The 14,340-nt window shown below is 36.9% G+C and carries 13 protein-coding genes; 7 read left to right on the top strand and 6 right to left on the bottom strand.

Features of this window, described 5'->3' with window-relative positions:
* Positions 1-2: 2 nt before the first annotated feature.
* The 4 genes from BOQ62_RS11900 to queA all read right to left on the bottom strand — a co-directional run bounded on the left by BOQ62_RS11900 (position 3) and on the right by queA (position 3,534).
* The gene (locus BOQ62_RS11900; RefSeq protein ID WP_129039737.1) at positions 3-953 is read right to left on the bottom strand and encodes a sterol desaturase family protein; all 951 of its coding nucleotides are present in this window, start codon (positions 951-953) and stop codon (positions 3-5) included.
* Positions 954-1,027: 74 nt separating this feature from the next.
* Positions 1,028-2,062, bottom strand: a complete 1,035-nt coding sequence (rlmN, locus tag BOQ62_RS11895) for a 23S rRNA (adenine(2503)-C(2))-methyltransferase RlmN (RefSeq protein WP_105704467.1) — start codon at positions 2,060-2,062, stop codon at positions 1,028-1,030.
* 34 nt (positions 2,063-2,096) lie between these two features.
* On the bottom strand, positions 2,097-2,444 hold the full coding sequence (locus BOQ62_RS11890) for a four helix bundle protein (protein WP_129039735.1): 348 nt from the start codon (positions 2,442-2,444) through the stop codon (positions 2,097-2,099).
* A 40-nt stretch (positions 2,445-2,484) separates the two neighbouring features.
* Positions 2,485-3,534, bottom strand: a complete 1,050-nt coding sequence (gene queA / locus BOQ62_RS11885) for a tRNA preQ1(34) S-adenosylmethionine ribosyltransferase-isomerase QueA (protein ID WP_121488378.1) — start codon at positions 3,532-3,534, stop codon at positions 2,485-2,487.
* 174 nt (positions 3,535-3,708) lie between these two features.
* On the opposite strand from queA, the gene BOQ62_RS11880 reads away from it, so the two are divergent.
* The 6 genes from BOQ62_RS11880 (at position 3,709) to BOQ62_RS11855 (ending at position 10,346) form a co-directional block, all read left to right on the top strand.
* Entirely contained in the window at positions 3,709-4,401 is a 693-nt protein-coding gene (locus tag BOQ62_RS11880; RefSeq protein ID WP_129039733.1) for a hypothetical protein, read from the top strand.
* Between the two features lie 36 nt (positions 4,402-4,437).
* Positions 4,438-5,130 carry an AIM24 family protein gene (locus BOQ62_RS11875; protein ID WP_105704470.1) on the top strand — a complete coding sequence of 231 codons (693 nt, stop codon included), beginning with the start codon at positions 4,438-4,440 and terminating at the stop codon, positions 5,128-5,130.
* Between the two features lie 53 nt (positions 5,131-5,183).
* Positions 5,184-6,719: a peptidase M61 gene (locus BOQ62_RS11870; protein WP_164976737.1), complete on the top strand. Its 1,536-nt coding sequence runs from the start codon at positions 5,184-5,186 to the stop codon at positions 6,717-6,719.
* 281 nt (positions 6,720-7,000) lie between these two features.
* The gene (locus BOQ62_RS11865; protein WP_129039729.1) at positions 7,001-8,398 is read left to right on the top strand and encodes a Gfo/Idh/MocA family protein; all 1,398 of its coding nucleotides are present in this window, start codon (positions 7,001-7,003) and stop codon (positions 8,396-8,398) included.
* Positions 8,388-9,302, top strand: a complete 915-nt coding sequence (locus BOQ62_RS11860; RefSeq protein ID WP_129039727.1) for a sugar phosphate nucleotidyltransferase — start codon at positions 8,388-8,390, stop codon at positions 9,300-9,302. The genes BOQ62_RS11865 and BOQ62_RS11860 overlap by 11 nt, the downstream gene beginning before the upstream one ends.
* Positions 9,303-9,476: 174 nt before the next feature.
* Positions 9,477-10,346, top strand: a complete 870-nt coding sequence (locus tag BOQ62_RS11855) for a phosphotransferase enzyme family protein (RefSeq protein WP_228414001.1) — start codon at positions 9,477-9,479, stop codon at positions 10,344-10,346.
* A 197-nt stretch (positions 10,347-10,543) separates the two neighbouring features.
* On the opposite strand, the gene BOQ62_RS11850 is transcribed toward BOQ62_RS11855, so the two are convergent.
* Complete coding sequence (locus BOQ62_RS11850) at positions 10,544-11,029, bottom strand: DNA-deoxyinosine glycosylase (protein ID WP_317127378.1); 486 nt, start codon at positions 11,027-11,029, stop codon at positions 10,544-10,546.
* 131 nt (positions 11,030-11,160) lie between these two features.
* A complete protein-coding gene (locus BOQ62_RS11845; RefSeq protein WP_129039725.1) occupies positions 11,161-13,155 on the bottom strand; it encodes a S9 family peptidase in 1,995 nt (664 codons plus the stop codon).
* 207 nt (positions 13,156-13,362) lie between these two features.
* Between BOQ62_RS11845 and BOQ62_RS11840 the strand changes: the two genes are divergently transcribed.
* Positions 13,363-14,229, top strand: coding sequence for a T9SS type A sorting domain-containing protein (locus BOQ62_RS11840; protein ID WP_129039723.1), 867 nt, complete (start codon positions 13,363-13,365; stop codon positions 14,227-14,229).
* Positions 14,230-14,340 lie beyond the last annotated feature (111 nt).

Below are 14,340 nucleotides of genomic sequence, written 5' to 3'. Positions count from 1 at the left end.
AGTTAAGCAGATTTCTGCTCTTTCTGATTTTGCTGTTGTTCATTCTTTTTCGCTTGCTTTGCAAAATACTCTTTCTGATATTGCCTTACCGTTTTTCCGGTTCCGTCATGTCTCCAGCCCGGTGAGTTGAAGATATAATTAACTCTGTCTGTGAACTTTAATCCTGGTTGCTTTAGGTCTTTCCAGATTTTTCTCCATTCATAAAAGAGAACAGTATCTGGTCTGTTATCAGGCATTTTAGGATAGATTCCGTATTTCACAGGGATATTGGGATCTTCTTTCTGGAAGGTTCCGAATATTTTATCCCAGATAATCAGACACATTCCCATATTTTTATCCAGATATTTCACATTACATGCATGATGTACACGGTGATGTGAAGGAGTTACCAGAATATATTCTAAAAATCCCATACTCTTCACAGTCTGTGTATGCACCCATGTTCCATACACTTGTCCGATGGCGTATGCCACCATAATATGCCATGGATTAAATCCTAAAAACGCAAGTGGCGAAAAATACAGGTACCTGTAAAGTGGTTGCAATACAGGGCTTCTGAACCCTGTTGTAAGGTTAAAATATTCTGAACTGTGGTGCGTGATATGTACTGCCCAGAATGCTCTGGAACGGTGATCTACATAATGCAGGACATAATAGGCAAAATCTGTGATGATAAAACATGCCAGCAGATACCATACGCTCAAATCCCAAGAAAAAAGTCTGTGATTGTAAAAGAAAAACATTACGCCCATGGCAAATGCCTTCATGATAAGGTCAAGGCCAAAATTCATCAATGCCAGATAAACATTGGTGGCAAGGTCTTTCCCACTATATAGCTTAGCTTCTGAAACGTGGCTGTAAATCATTTCAGCTAAAATAACAGTAGCATGCAACGGAATAGCCCATGCATACACATTTTCCAGCCCGTCCTCGCTCATTAGAAAATCCATCATCACAAAATAATTTGTGCAAAGGTAGGGTTTTAACCTATTTTTTAAGAAAGCTTTAGGCTTTTTTTAAGGAAATTTTAATCTGTTGCTTTATTGGCTAATTGTCCGCAGGCAGCATCAATATCACCTCCACGGCTTCTTCTGACCATTACCGTAATGCCTGCATTTTCAAGCTGACGGATATAATTTTCTTCCGCCTGTTTGTTGCATTGGTCATACTTTCCATCCCCAATTGGGTTGTATTGAATAAGGTTTACTTTAGAAGGAACCTGTTTGCAGTATTTGATTAAGGCTTTAATATCTTCGTCTCCATCATTGATTCCTTTCCATACACAGTATTCAAAAGTAATCACAGAACCTGTCTTTTGATACCAGTACTGAAGAGACTCCATAATATCCGTTAACGGGAATTTATCAGAGAAAGGCATAATCTCATTACGCTTGGATTCGATAGCTGAATGAAGGGATAAAGCCAGCTTCACACGCAGTTCATCATCTGCAAGCATTTTGATCATTTTAGGAATACCGGATGTAGAAACGGTAATTCGTCTTGGAGACATTCCCAATCCTTCCGGCTGGGTAATTTTCCTGATGGCTTCTACTACGTTTTTGTAGTTCATCATTGGCTCTCCCATACCCATGAAAACGATATTGGAAAGCGGTCTTTCAAAATACATTCTACTCTGGCTGTCAATCAGGGCAACCTGATCTACAATCTCAGCAACTTCAAGGTTTCTCATCCTTTTCAGTTTGGCTGTTGCACAGAATTCGCAGTTTAATGAGCATCCTACCTGTGAAGAAACACAAGCTGTTGTTCTTGTTTCTGTAGGAATAAGAACAGATTCCACCATCAGTCCGTCATGAAGCTTCACACCGTTTTTGATGGTTCCGTCAGAGCTTTTTTGAAGAAGGTCTACGGAAACAGGGTTAATGGTATATTCTTCTGAAATTTTTTCACGAAGTGATTTCGAAAGATTCGTCATTTCGTCAATCGAATGGAGGTTTTTACTCCATAACCAGTCATAGACCTGTTTCGCACGAAACGGCTTTTCTCCTAAAGATACAAAGTAGTCTTTAAGCTGGTCTAGTGATAATATACGGATATCTTTCATAATATTAAAGAGCCAAGTTAAAAGTAAAAAGTTTTTAAAGTTTAGTATTATTAACTATTGCAGCCAAAATGTTTTTCAACTCGTTACTTTCATTCAATAAGAATTTAAATTCTTCAGAATCATAACCATCTAATTCTTCTAAAACACGAAGCCAAAAATGACTTTCTCTTGCTTCTCTTAAAGCAATTTTCACTTTATTTTTAAAGTCAGCTTTAGAAGATCCGGCTTGGGATTCTTCATAATTAGCGCCTATTGAAGTAGCTGATTTTCCGAGCTGGAATCTTATTAATTTACTTTCAGAATCATTTGGAAGTGTTCTTAAAAACTTAAGACAATTAACTCCAAATGTAAAAGTTCTTATAAGTAAATCATTTTGTCTCATTTCTACTTGTATTACCTTTAGCTTGGCTCTTTTTACTTTTTTATAGAATTAACATTGCGTCACCGTAAGAATAGAATTTATACTTTTCTTTTACGGCTTCTTCATAAGCATGCATTACGAAATCTCTTCCTGCAAATGCAGCAATCATCATCAATAATGTAGACTTCGGTGTGTGGAAGTTGGTGATCATTGAAGTAGCAACTCCGAAATCGTGAGGCGGATAAATGAATTTATTAGTCCATCCGTTGAAAGCAGAAATCTTTTTGTTTGAAGAAACAGAAGTTTCCAATGCTCTCATCGTTGTAGTACCTACTGCACAAACTCTTCTGTGAGAATCTACTGCTCTGTTGATAAGCTCTGCATTTTTCTCATCAATGATGATCTCTTCAGACTCCATTTTGTGCTTAGAAAGATCTTCTACCTCAATTGGGTTGAATGTTCCCAATCCTACGTGAAGCGTAACTTCAGCAAAATTGATCCCTTTGATCTCTAATCTCTTCATCAAATGCTTAGAGAAGTGAAGCCCTGCTGTAGGTGCAGCTACTGCTCCTTCTACTTTTGCATAGATGGTCTGATATCTTTCTGCATCTTCTGGTTCTACTGCTCTTTTGATGTATTTTGGAAGTGGAGTTTCTCCCAATTCTTTTAGCTTCGTTCTGAATTCGTCGTAAGAACCATCGAATAAGAATCTTAATGTTCTTCCTCTTGAAGTAGTATTATCGATAACTTCTGCTACCAAAGACTCATCTTCCGTGAAGAATAATTTGTTACCAATTCTGATTTTTCTTGCAGGATCTACTAAAACATCCCAAACTCTCGTTTCTTTATCAAGTTCTCTTAATAAGAAAACTTCAATTTTAGCACCTGTTTTTTCTTTATTTCCGTAAAGACGTGCAGGGAAAACTTTAGTATTGTTGAAGATGAACAAATCATTTTCATCAAAATAATCCACAACATCCTTGAATAATTTATGCTCGATAGTTTGTGTTTTTCTATCAAGTACCATTAATCTGGCTTCGTCTCTGTGCTCTGATGGGTGTTCTGCTAATAATTCCGCAGGAAGATCAAAATTAAAATCTGATGTTTTCATTTTTTAAATTACGGTTTAAAAATTATTGAAATTACAAGGTGTAATTTTCGGAGTGCAAATATACAACATTGAATACCCCTTTGTCAAGTATTATTTACAATCAAATATAAAACCGTGATTTTACGGGGAGTTTCAAGGTTTAAAAAGACTATTTTTGGAAAAAATAAATCCCACATGGAAACTGCAGGCAAAATATACTTTATTGATAATCCGTACCCTAACGGTCATACAATTGAAACATTCAACTGGAGTGGACGAATTGACGAATATGGATTTATCTGGTTTGATTTTCATTTAAAAACCGAAAATTATTATGCTAATGATGAGGAAAACAATGAGGAAGAAGAGGAAGAACTACCTGACTGGGATTCCAAAATAGTATGGGGAAATTACCATGCCTGTACTTTATCTTCAAATTATTGGGGTGGGCAAAGAGGAATCAGAATTAACAACCTTGATGAAAAACTGGACTTCGATGCTGTTGTGAGAAATGATCTTTTCAGTAACGATCTTCCTTCTGAAAATCATTTTGATGATGACGATCTTGCCTTCAATATTTACCTGCTGGGACATGACAGCTGTGCCGGTCATCACATCCGGTTTTCAAAAAAAGAAGGTAATCGGTATGATATTTCATGGACGGGTAAAATAGCATTAACCTATGCGGGTGATAATGAGTTTTCCCATGAATTCAAAGCACAGATCTTCAATGCAGAGTTTGAAGGCTTTCATTATCCTAAAACCTGGTCAGTAGAAAAAGCAACTGAAATATTCCAAGCAAAACTTGCCCACTTTGAAGAGTATGAATTTGTAGATCTGAATCCTAAAAGTAACAAAAGAGAGTATAAACTCGACAAACTAAAATAACTACACTATAAAAACAACAAATTAAAAATTATCATTATGAGTAAATATTCGATAGAAGCATTTATCAATGAAACAAAAGAGAATCCACAACAAAGAGATTATTTTGAACTGGAAACCAAACACCTTCTGGAAATCAATCTTAATAATCAGGCAGTATGGACGAAAAGAGGAAGTATGGTGAGCTATGTGGGTAATATCAATTTTGAAAGACAGGGAATGTTGTCCGGAGGAATTGGAAATCTTTTGAAGAAAGCAATCAGTGGTGAAGGAGCTAAGCTGATGAAAGCGGAAGGTTCCGGAAAACTTTATGTAGCAGATTCCGGAAAGAAAGTCCGTATTCTATATCTGAATAATGAATCTGTATGCGTGAACGGAAATGACGTTCTTGCTCACGAACAAAGTGTAAAAAGTGATATCACTATGCTGAAAAGTATTGCAGGAATGATGTCTGGCGGACTTTTCCAGGTAAAACTTTCAGGAACAGGGCATATTGCTATTACCACTCATGGAGATCCTTTAACTTTACTAGTAACTCCTGACACTCCAGTATTTACAGATCCTAATGCTACTGTTGCATGGTCCGGAAATCTAAGCCCGGAACTCAAAACCAATGTTTCATTCAAAAGTCTTATCGGAAGAGGAAGTGGTGAAGAATTCCAGATGAAGTTCTCAGGACATGGATGGGTACTGATTCAGCCTTATGAAGAAGTGTATTACATGGAAAAATAAAACAGACCCAATTTAGAAATGATTTAAAATATTCGTAATAAATAATGCAGCTTATGAATACTCTTATCAAGCTATTTTTTGTGATCATCTTACTACCTACCATAATGATGGCAAAGACTTCAAAGAAAAAATACGAATATTCTATAGATCTTCTTCATATGTCTAATGATGAAGTCCGGGTATCTTTTTCGCCCCCAAAGAATAATCTTAAACAGGGCAAATTTATCATTCCAAAACTGGTACCCGGGTTTTATCAGGCTATGAATTTCGGCCAGTATGTTTCTGATTTCACAGCCACTGATAAAAACGGTAAGAAAATCATGACCGAACGTCTGGACAAAAACAGCTGGATGGTGCATGATCTTAACCGTGTAAAGAAAATTTCATACCAGGTAGCTGACGGATGGGACTCTCTGGAAAAAGAATCTAATGAAGCCCGATCTGCCGGCAGCACGTTTATAAAAGACAGCGTTTTTGTCATCAATTATAATTCTTTAGTAGGATATTTTGAAGAAATGAAAGATATTCCCTATCAGATTACTATTACAAAAAACAAGGATTTCTATGCTTCTTCGGCCTTAGATTATCAACAGAAAAATAATATTACGGATATGGTTTGGGCAAAGGACTATCGTGAATTGGTAGATTCTCCTGTTTTATATTCTGTTCCCGATACCACATGGCTCAAAATAGGGCATACCAAAGTACTTGTTTCATTCTACAACAAGAAGGAAAGACATTATTCCAAAACGATTGCCCACGAAATAGAAAATATCCTGAAAAATCAGCAGGATTATCTTGGCGGAACATTACCAGTCAACAAATATGCTTTTCTGATTTATTATGAATCTTCCAATGAGAATGGATATTTAGGTGACGGGCTGGAACACTCCCACTCTACAGTATGTCTGTACCGTTCCGGAAGTATGAAGTTTCTGCCGAATGCTTTGAACAGAGTTGCTTCCCATGAATTTTTCCATGTTGTGACACCACTCAATATTCATTCAGGAGAAATTCAGCATTATGATTTCCTGAATCCTGTCATGTCTAAACATCTTTGGCTATATGAAGGGATGACAGAGTATGCTACCATCCATATGCCCATTAAACAAAGAATGATCGGCCTGGAGGATTTTGAAAAAAGTCTGGAAGAAAAGATCAAAGAAATGAAAGCATTTGACAACACGCTGTCTTTTACGGAAATGAGTAAAAAATCTATGGAAAGACAGGATCAGTATATGAATTTTTATATGAAAGGGGCATTGCTTGGATTATGTCTGGATATAAGGCTACGAGAACTTTCTAACGGAAAAATGGGAACTCAGGATCTGATGCAGATGCTTATGAAAAAATACGGAGCAGGTAAATATTTTAATGACGATGATCTTTTCGATGAAATTGCTAAAATGACCCATCCGGAAATACGTACATTTTTCAAAGATTATATAGAAGGTACCCAACCTCTTCCCTTGAAAGAATACCTGAAAAAAGCTGGTTTCAACTATGATGAAGCCACCGGAAAAGTAACTGTTTTAACTAATCCAGACTCCCAACAGCTGGCTCTAAGAAAAGCATGGATCAACCAATAAATTTTTAGGCGAAAGGGCAAAGAAATCTCTATTTTTCAAGTATTAGATACCATATCTAGATTCCTGCGGAATGACAAAGTGAATGGATAAATAAAGCACATCGTTTATCCGTTCCGAAGGAATCTGCACTTTCACTACTCATATCCCAAAACCCGAACCCAAATCTCGAAATTTTGTCTCTCATTCTCGCTCTCAAACACTCAAACCAGCATCTCTCCCACCCAATTTCTCTCACCTCATCGGGATTTACAAAAGTTTTTATATATTTAAGAAAAAAATAGATGGACAATAGTAACTCCCGCAGAAACTTTCTTAAGACAGCAGCTTTAGCGAGCTTTGGGGCACTGGTTTTACCCAATTCATTATTTGCCTATTCTCATGATTTTAAAACAGATAAAAAGGTTCGTGTCGGTTTTATCGGCGTAGGTCTTCGTGGTCAGGAACATGTAAAATTACTGGCAAAACGTAATGATGTAGAGATTGTAGCATTTGCAGATCCGGAGAAAAGAATGCTTGCCGCGTCTCAAAAAATCTTAAAAGACAATAATAAACCTGCTGCTCAGGAGTTTTCCAATGGAGAATATGATTATCGAAATCTTCTCAAATTAAAAACAATAGACGCTGTTGTGATTGCTACTCCATGGGAATGGCACCTTACACAGGGCGTAGAAGCAATGCGTGCTAAAAAAATCGTAGGCATGGAAGTTTCCGGAGCCATCAAACTTGAGGACTGCTGGGAATTTGTAAGAGTATACGAGGAAACAAAAGTTCCTATATTTATGATGGAAAACGTGTGCTACCGAAGAGATATTATGGCCATCCTGAATATGGTCCGCAAAGGGATGTTCGGGGAATTAGTACACGGAAGAGGCGGCTATCAGCATGATCTGAGAGGAGTCCTTTTCAATGACGGGGTTACTCCTTATAATTCCGGTGCTGAGTTTGGAGAAAAAGGATTCAGTGAAGCGAAATGGAGAACTGAGCATTATGTAAAGCGTAATGGCGAGCTTTATCCTACGCATGGTTTAGGCCCTGTGGCTATGATGATGGATATCAACAGAGGAAATCGTTTAACAAGGCTTTCTTCATTCTCATCAAAATCTGTAGGACTTCATAAGTATATTGTTGAACATCCAAAAGGCGGAGAAAACCATCCAAGTGCTAAAGTAAAATTCAATCAGGGAGATATCGTAACGACTCAAATAGCATGTGCTAACGGAGAAACCATTCTTCTTACTCATGATACAAGCTTACAGAGACCTTACGACCTGGGCTTCAGAGTTCAGGGAACTGAAGGATTGTGGCAGGATTTCGGATGGGGAGAATTCAACCAGGGTAATATTTATTTTGAAAAAACAATGAACCATACCCACCGCTGGGACAATACAGAAAAATGGATGAAAGAATATGACCACCCCATGTGGAAGAAATTTGAAAATACTGCTGCAGGAGCCGGACATGGAGGAATGGATTTCTTTGTGATGAATACTTTTATAGAATGTATCAAACGAAATATAGAATTCCCAATGGATGTGTATGATCTTGCTTTATGGTATTCCATTACGCCACTGAGTGAAGAGTCTATTGCCAAAGGCGGTCAGGTGGTTGATATTCCTGACTTCACCAATGGAAAATGGAAAACCCGTAAACCCGTATTTGGAATGACCGATGAGTTCTAAAAAGACATTACTCATATTAGCAGGTGGATTAGGAAGCAGGTATAAAGGACTCAAGCAGGTAGACGGAATACTTAATAACGGTTCTCCGATTCTGGAGTATTCTATCTTTGATGCTTTGGAAGCCGGTTTTCAAAAAGTTGTTATTATTGTCAACAAACTGATTCCAGAAAGTTATATTGAAAGGCTCAACGGTATTTCAAAAGCTAAAGATTTTGAACTTCATTGGGTATATCAGGAGATAGACAGTATTCCTATATCATTAGAGGGTTTTGATTATCCTGACCGTGAAAAACCTTGGGGAACTGCTCATGCTGTTCTTTGTGCTAAATATTCGATACAGGAGCCTTTTGTGATGATTAATGCGGATGATTTCTATGGAAAAGAAGCCTATCAGCTGGCAGCCCATGAGATTAACCATCATCATATTTCAGACATACAATTAGGAATGATTGCCTATCCTGTAGGAACAACATTAAGTGGAAACGGTGCTGTTGCAAGGGGAATTTGTACATTGGATGCTGAAAATTATCTGATCAAAGTTGAGGAACAAACTTCTATTCAAAGAATAAATAGCTCCATCATTTATATTAAAAACGGAGAGAATATAAAACTGGATCCTGAAACATTGGTATCCATGAATTTTTTTATTTTTCATCCTCATATTTTCTGTTATCTTGAAGCCTATTTTTATGATTTCCTTGAATCTGATCCGCTGCCTGATCAAGAATATTATATTCCTTCCGCAGTACAAAAAATGATGGACGAAAACAGAGTAAAAGTAAAGGTAAAAGCCTCTCCCTCCCAATGGATGGGAGTTACTTATGCCGATGACAAAAAGGAAATTATTGGTTTTCTGACTTCAGAGATTAAGAACAACAGATATCCGGAAGATTTATGGAATTAAATGATATTATTAATGAGTTTATTGGTACAGATCATTATGAACTCACTCCTATTACTGACGGATTGATCAATACAACCTATTTTTGGAAGATAAAGATCAGGCAAAAAAGTTTATTCTGCAGAAATCAACAACCATGTTTTCAAACAGCCGGAGGTGATTGTCAATAATCATTTAATGATTAATGAAATTCTCAAAGCAAATGATTATCAGTTTCAAATTATTCAGCCTATCCCCTCTCAAAACAATAGGCTTTTGATAGAAGATGCAAATGGCCAGCCGTGGCGCATGTTGAGTTTCGTAGAAAACAGTATCACCTTTCTTTCCGCTCCATCTTTACAGGTGGCTTTTGAAGCGGCTAAAACCTTCAGTTATTTCCTGACCACCATTAATACTGAAAAACTGCCTGCCATTGAAGATTCTCTTCCTAATTTCCTTAATTTTGAGAAAAGGGTTGCTGATTATAAAAATGCATTAAAAGATGCTGCTCCCCATTTAAAAGAAAATGCAAATATAGAAATAGAAATCACCAACCAGCTTTTATCCTTGCCTGATCAATGGATTGAAATGGAAAAAACCAATCAGATTCCTAAAAGAATTATTCATGCCGATGTAAAAATCAGCAATATTCTCTTCGATCAGAATCATCAACCGTTGGCTGTGATTGATCTGGATACCATGATGATTTCTACAATTTTATATGATTTTGGAACAATGATCCAGTCCTATACCAATGCAGCCCATGAGGATGACGGAAGTGCAAAAAACAATTTCAATCCCGAAATGTATAAGGTTGTAAAAGAAGGATTTTTATTTTATCTAAAAGAAAAATTGACTCCGGAAGAATCTGAGAGTCTTGATTATGCAGCACAAGTCACCATTTATATACAAGAACTTCGTTTTTTAACGGATTATCTAAATGGAAGTACTTACTATTCTATCACACATCCTGAGCACAACCTTGATAGAACAAAAAATCAGCTGGAACTGTTGAAGGGATTGAGGGAATACTTGGGAGCTAATGAGTTTGAGAGTCGGAGAGTTTGAGGGTCGGAGAGTTTGGTTTATAAGCGCATAAATTCCTGCGGAATGACAAGGTGGATGGATAAATAAAGTGCGTAGTTTGTCTTTTCATAAAAAAATCTAAAATTTCACCCTCAAACCCGCATCCCGAAAACTCGTAACTCTAAATCTCTTAACCACTCTAAAACTCTAATACCCTCCGACTCTCAAACTTTTTCACTTCAAAAACTCCAGAATTCTCTTCCATTCTTCCAATTTCCTTTCAAACGAAACGGTATGAAGCGGGCTTGTAGAAGGCAATAAAAAATAGGTAGTCTATAATTTTTCCCTAGCAATTTCTGTAAGTTTTTGTGAGATTTTCCACCATTGCAAAAAATAGCTTTTACATTTGGGTGTTCTTCCAGTAATTCAGCAATCTGATTGGCTTCTTCGTTTCTGATTTCAGAATCCAGGCTTCCTTTTCTCTCACAGGAATCAATGACATCCCAGAGTGCAATATGATGTTTCCTGATGATTTCTATTCTTTGAGTGTAATCATCTGTGAATTCTTCGTTCAGCAATTCAAAAATAATTTTCCAGAATTTATTTTGAGGATGGCCATAATACTGTTGCTTTTCTAATGATTTCACTCCGGGTATGGATCCTAAAATTAAAATTTCAGATTGGGGATCAATAAGAGGTGGAAATGAAGAAATACGGTTTTGCATATTCAAATATAGAGATTTTATTGCTTGCAGATTAGGAAGCTGAAAGAGGGTTGTTAGAAGTTAGTCAGATTATTCCTTATAAAAAAAACGGGCTAGAGCCCGTTTCTATTGATCATAAATTGTTTTGTGTCTTATAAAGTTTCCTTCAGCCAATCGAAGAATTCTCTCTGCCATACCAATCCGTTTTGTGGATGAAGTACCCAGTGATTTTCGTTCGGGAAGTACACCAGTTTAGATTTTAATCCTCTTAATTTTGCAGCCTGAAAAGCTTCCTGCCCTTGCTCGTAAGGAACACGGAAATCAATTCCTCCCTGAACAATCATAATCGGCTTGTTCCATTTTTCTACAAAGTTGCTTGGATTGAATTCTGTATACGCTTTTGGAAGTGGTTTTTCCCATGGAGAACCAAGATCCCAATTAGCAAACCAAAGTTCTTCAGTAGTCAAGTACCAGGATTTCATATCAAATAATCCATCGTGAGCAATGAAGGTCTTGAATCTATTTTCATGGATTCCTGCCAGCATAAATACACTGTACCCTCCGTAACTAGCTCCTACAGCGGCTACTCTGTCACCATCTACATAGGGTAAAGTTTTCGCAAAATCTGTTGCTGCCAGATAATCTCTCATCGGCTGTCCGCCCCAGTCTCTTGAAATCTCTTCATTCCATTTTGTTCCCCAGCCTGGCATCCCTCTTCTGTTTGGAGCCACTACGATATAATCGTTAGCAGTCATTAAGGCAAAGTTCCATCTTACACTGAAATACTGAGTAAGTGCAGACTGTGGACCTCCCTGACAATATACCAAAGTAGGATATTTTTTGTTCGGATCAAAGTTCGGTGGATAATGGAACCAAACTCCCATTTCTTTACCATCTGAAGTTTTTACCATTTTAAGTTCAGATTTCCCCTGAGCCATTTTTGCATAAGCATCTTTGTTAGCTTCAGTTACCTGCTTCATTTCTCCGTTCTTAACGTTTACAGAGAATAATTCTGTAGCATGGTTTACGTCTGTTCTTCCTACTAAAAGTGAAGTTTTATTATCTGTGAAGATTTCGTTGACGTCAAAATCTCCTTTTGTGATCTGCTGTACTTTTGCAGATTTTGAATCCAGTGCAAAAAGCTGTTTTGTACCTCTGAATGCTGCTGTGAAGTAGATTGTTTTTGAATCTGCACCCCAAAGAACATCTCCAGACACACTTTCATCCCAGCCTGATGTAAGATTAGTAGTCTTCCCTGACTTCCAGTCTAAGATTTTCACATCATTTTTATCTGCTTCATATCCGTCTCTGGCCATGCTCTGCCAGATTAAAGATTTTCCGTCCGGGCTGAATTTTGGGTTGAGATCATATCCTTTGTTGGATTCTGTAAGGTTTTTGGTTGTACCGGATGCCAGATCGTAAGCAAAGATATCTGTATTGGTACTAGTTGCGTATTCTTTCCCGCTTTTAGGTTTTGTAACATATAAAAGCTGTGCAGAATCCGGGCTCCAGATAAAGTCTTCAGCACCACCGAAAGGTCTCTGAGGAGAATCCCATGTTTTCCCTTCCAGAAGGTCTTTAGCTCCTTCTACTTTATCGGCTGTGTTTACAACAAATACATGGTTGTATTTTCCTTCATTGAAATAATCCCAGTGTCTGTGGTTCAGGTCTGTATATACCTGAGCTGTGGTTTTAGGAGTATCACTGAATTTATCTTTACCCATTACTTTTTCTACCAGCACCTGCTTACTGAAAGCAATTTTCTTCCCATCCGGAGAAATTACGATATTGTCTGCTTCACCAATGGTATAGAATTCTGTCCAGGTTTTTCCGGCGTCTTTAGAAAGATAGATTTTGTCACCTTCCTGAGCATAAATTCCGTTTTTATCCCACTGAATAAGAGCCTTTTTTCCGAAATCAATTTTGGAAGACTGATTATTAAGAACATTTAAGAAATAGTTCTCGTTTTTTGTTTTTTCTGTTTTCAGATCTACCTGTCCTACTTTATAGATAAGGGAACCCTGATCTGGTGAAACTGCCTGTACTCCAACTTTTTTCAAAGTCCAAAGAATTTCAGGCGTCATTACTTGTTGTGCATTCATTAAAAGCGGAGCTGCCAAAGCCAGCAGACTGTACTTAAGTTTCATATGTTGATATTCATTTTTAACGGATTTATGAAATCACTTAAATTCCATGAAACCCTTTTATTAAATTCAAAGATTGCCAAAGTTAATATTTAAAATAAAAACGGACGAAAGAATTAACATTTAAGTTTCTTAAAATTGAAAAATAAATACCTTATTTATGGATGCATTTTTATTAATTTTACAAGAAATAAACTAATATCCATTTATATGAAAAAATTACTACTTTTTTCTTCATTTTTTATATCCTCATTTATTTTTTCACAGCTAATGATAAGTCCTTTTCCCAATCATTATTATAATGCTTATCAGGCTACTATTTCAGGAAATGGGACTATTTACTATACGACGGACGGAAGCAGCCCAACACTGAGTTCGGCCTCGGCAATCAATAATGTACAGATTGCTATTGATCAGAATAAGGAAATCAAGGCCTTTCTGGTGAACGGACAGGGAAATTCTTCAGCTGTAATCAGTAAAAAGTATTATACAGGGAGTATTCCTACGGCTACTATTTACTTTAAAATCCCATCTACATGGACTACCGGAAGCTGTGTAATGGTTGACATGGTGAGTCCCAATTCAATTGACGGATTTGCAATAGATACATTCTGGCCGGGAGTTGTAATGCAGCCTGCAGGATGCGAATCATGGTATAAGGCTACCAGAAATTTTGAAAGCGCCAATGTACGTTTTAACAATTGTACTCCTTTTGAGAATATTCCCGCCACCATCAGTACTAATTTAATCCCGATGGGAAGTACATTATATTATGATTTTACAGACGGAGCAATAACAACTCCACCGTCATGCTTATTTTTAGCAACTCATGAAACAATGCCTAAAAATAATACTGTTTTGATCAAAGTTTACCCGAATCCTGTTTCAGATATTTTAAAGGTGAATACTGACCGGAATTTTCAGGACTATGAAATTATAGATATCAATGGAAGAATTATTTTAAAGAGTCAATTTGCAAAGGAAATTGCAATTAATCAACTTACTTCCGGAAATTATTTTCTAAAACTGAAAGATAAACAGGGAGATTTAGTTGTATTGAAATTCATCAAAAAATAAAAAATCCGCTCAATTGGACTGCCCCCAAAAAGTTAGACGCTTTTTAGGGGCATTTTTTATGTATAGAAAAGAAAAATTTAGCATTGCTTTCAAATTAGAATGCATTGAACT

This window comes from Chryseobacterium sp. CH21 (genome assembly GCF_004119445.1).
Taxonomy (GTDB): domain Bacteria; phylum Bacteroidota; class Bacteroidia; order Flavobacteriales; family Weeksellaceae; genus Chryseobacterium.
This window is presented reverse-complemented; position numbering and strand designations above follow the sequence as displayed.

Excerpts from the sequence above, each read along its gene's own strand:
- BOQ62_RS11890 (WP_129039735.1), bottom strand. The coding sequence starts at position 2,444 with ATGAGACAAAATGATTTACTTATAAGAACTTTTACATTTGGAGTTAAT.
- BOQ62_RS11870 (WP_164976737.1), top strand. The coding sequence starts at position 5,184 with ATGAATACTCTTATCAAGCTATTTTTTGTGATCATCTTACTACCTACC.
- BOQ62_RS11840 (WP_129039723.1), top strand. The coding sequence starts at position 13,363 with ATGAAAAAATTACTACTTTTTTCTTCATTTTTTATATCCTCATTTATT.
- BOQ62_RS11880 (WP_129039733.1), top strand. The coding sequence starts at position 3,709 with ATGGAAACTGCAGGCAAAATATACTTTATTGATAATCCGTACCCTAAC.
- rlmN (WP_105704467.1), bottom strand. The coding sequence starts at position 2,062 with ATGAAAGATATCCGTATATTATCACTAGACCAGCTTAAAGACTACTTT.
- BOQ62_RS11900 (WP_129039737.1), bottom strand. The coding sequence starts at position 953 with ATGATGGATTTTCTAATGAGCGAGGACGGGCTGGAAAATGTGTATGCA.
- BOQ62_RS11850 (WP_317127378.1), bottom strand. The coding sequence starts at position 11,029 with ATGCAAAACCGTATTTCTTCATTTCCACCTCTTATTGATCCCCAATCT.
- BOQ62_RS11860 (WP_129039727.1), top strand. The coding sequence starts at position 8,388 with ATGAGTTCTAAAAAGACATTACTCATATTAGCAGGTGGATTAGGAAGC.
- BOQ62_RS11855 (WP_228414001.1), top strand. The coding sequence starts at position 9,477 with ATGATTAATGAAATTCTCAAAGCAAATGATTATCAGTTTCAAATTATT.
- BOQ62_RS11865 (WP_129039729.1), top strand. The coding sequence starts at position 7,001 with ATGGACAATAGTAACTCCCGCAGAAACTTTCTTAAGACAGCAGCTTTA.
- BOQ62_RS11875 (WP_105704470.1), top strand. The coding sequence starts at position 4,438 with ATGAGTAAATATTCGATAGAAGCATTTATCAATGAAACAAAAGAGAAT.
- BOQ62_RS11845 (WP_129039725.1), bottom strand. The coding sequence starts at position 13,155 with ATGAAACTTAAGTACAGTCTGCTGGCTTTGGCAGCTCCGCTTTTAATG.
- queA (WP_121488378.1), bottom strand. The coding sequence starts at position 3,534 with ATGAAAACATCAGATTTTAATTTTGATCTTCCTGCGGAATTATTAGCA.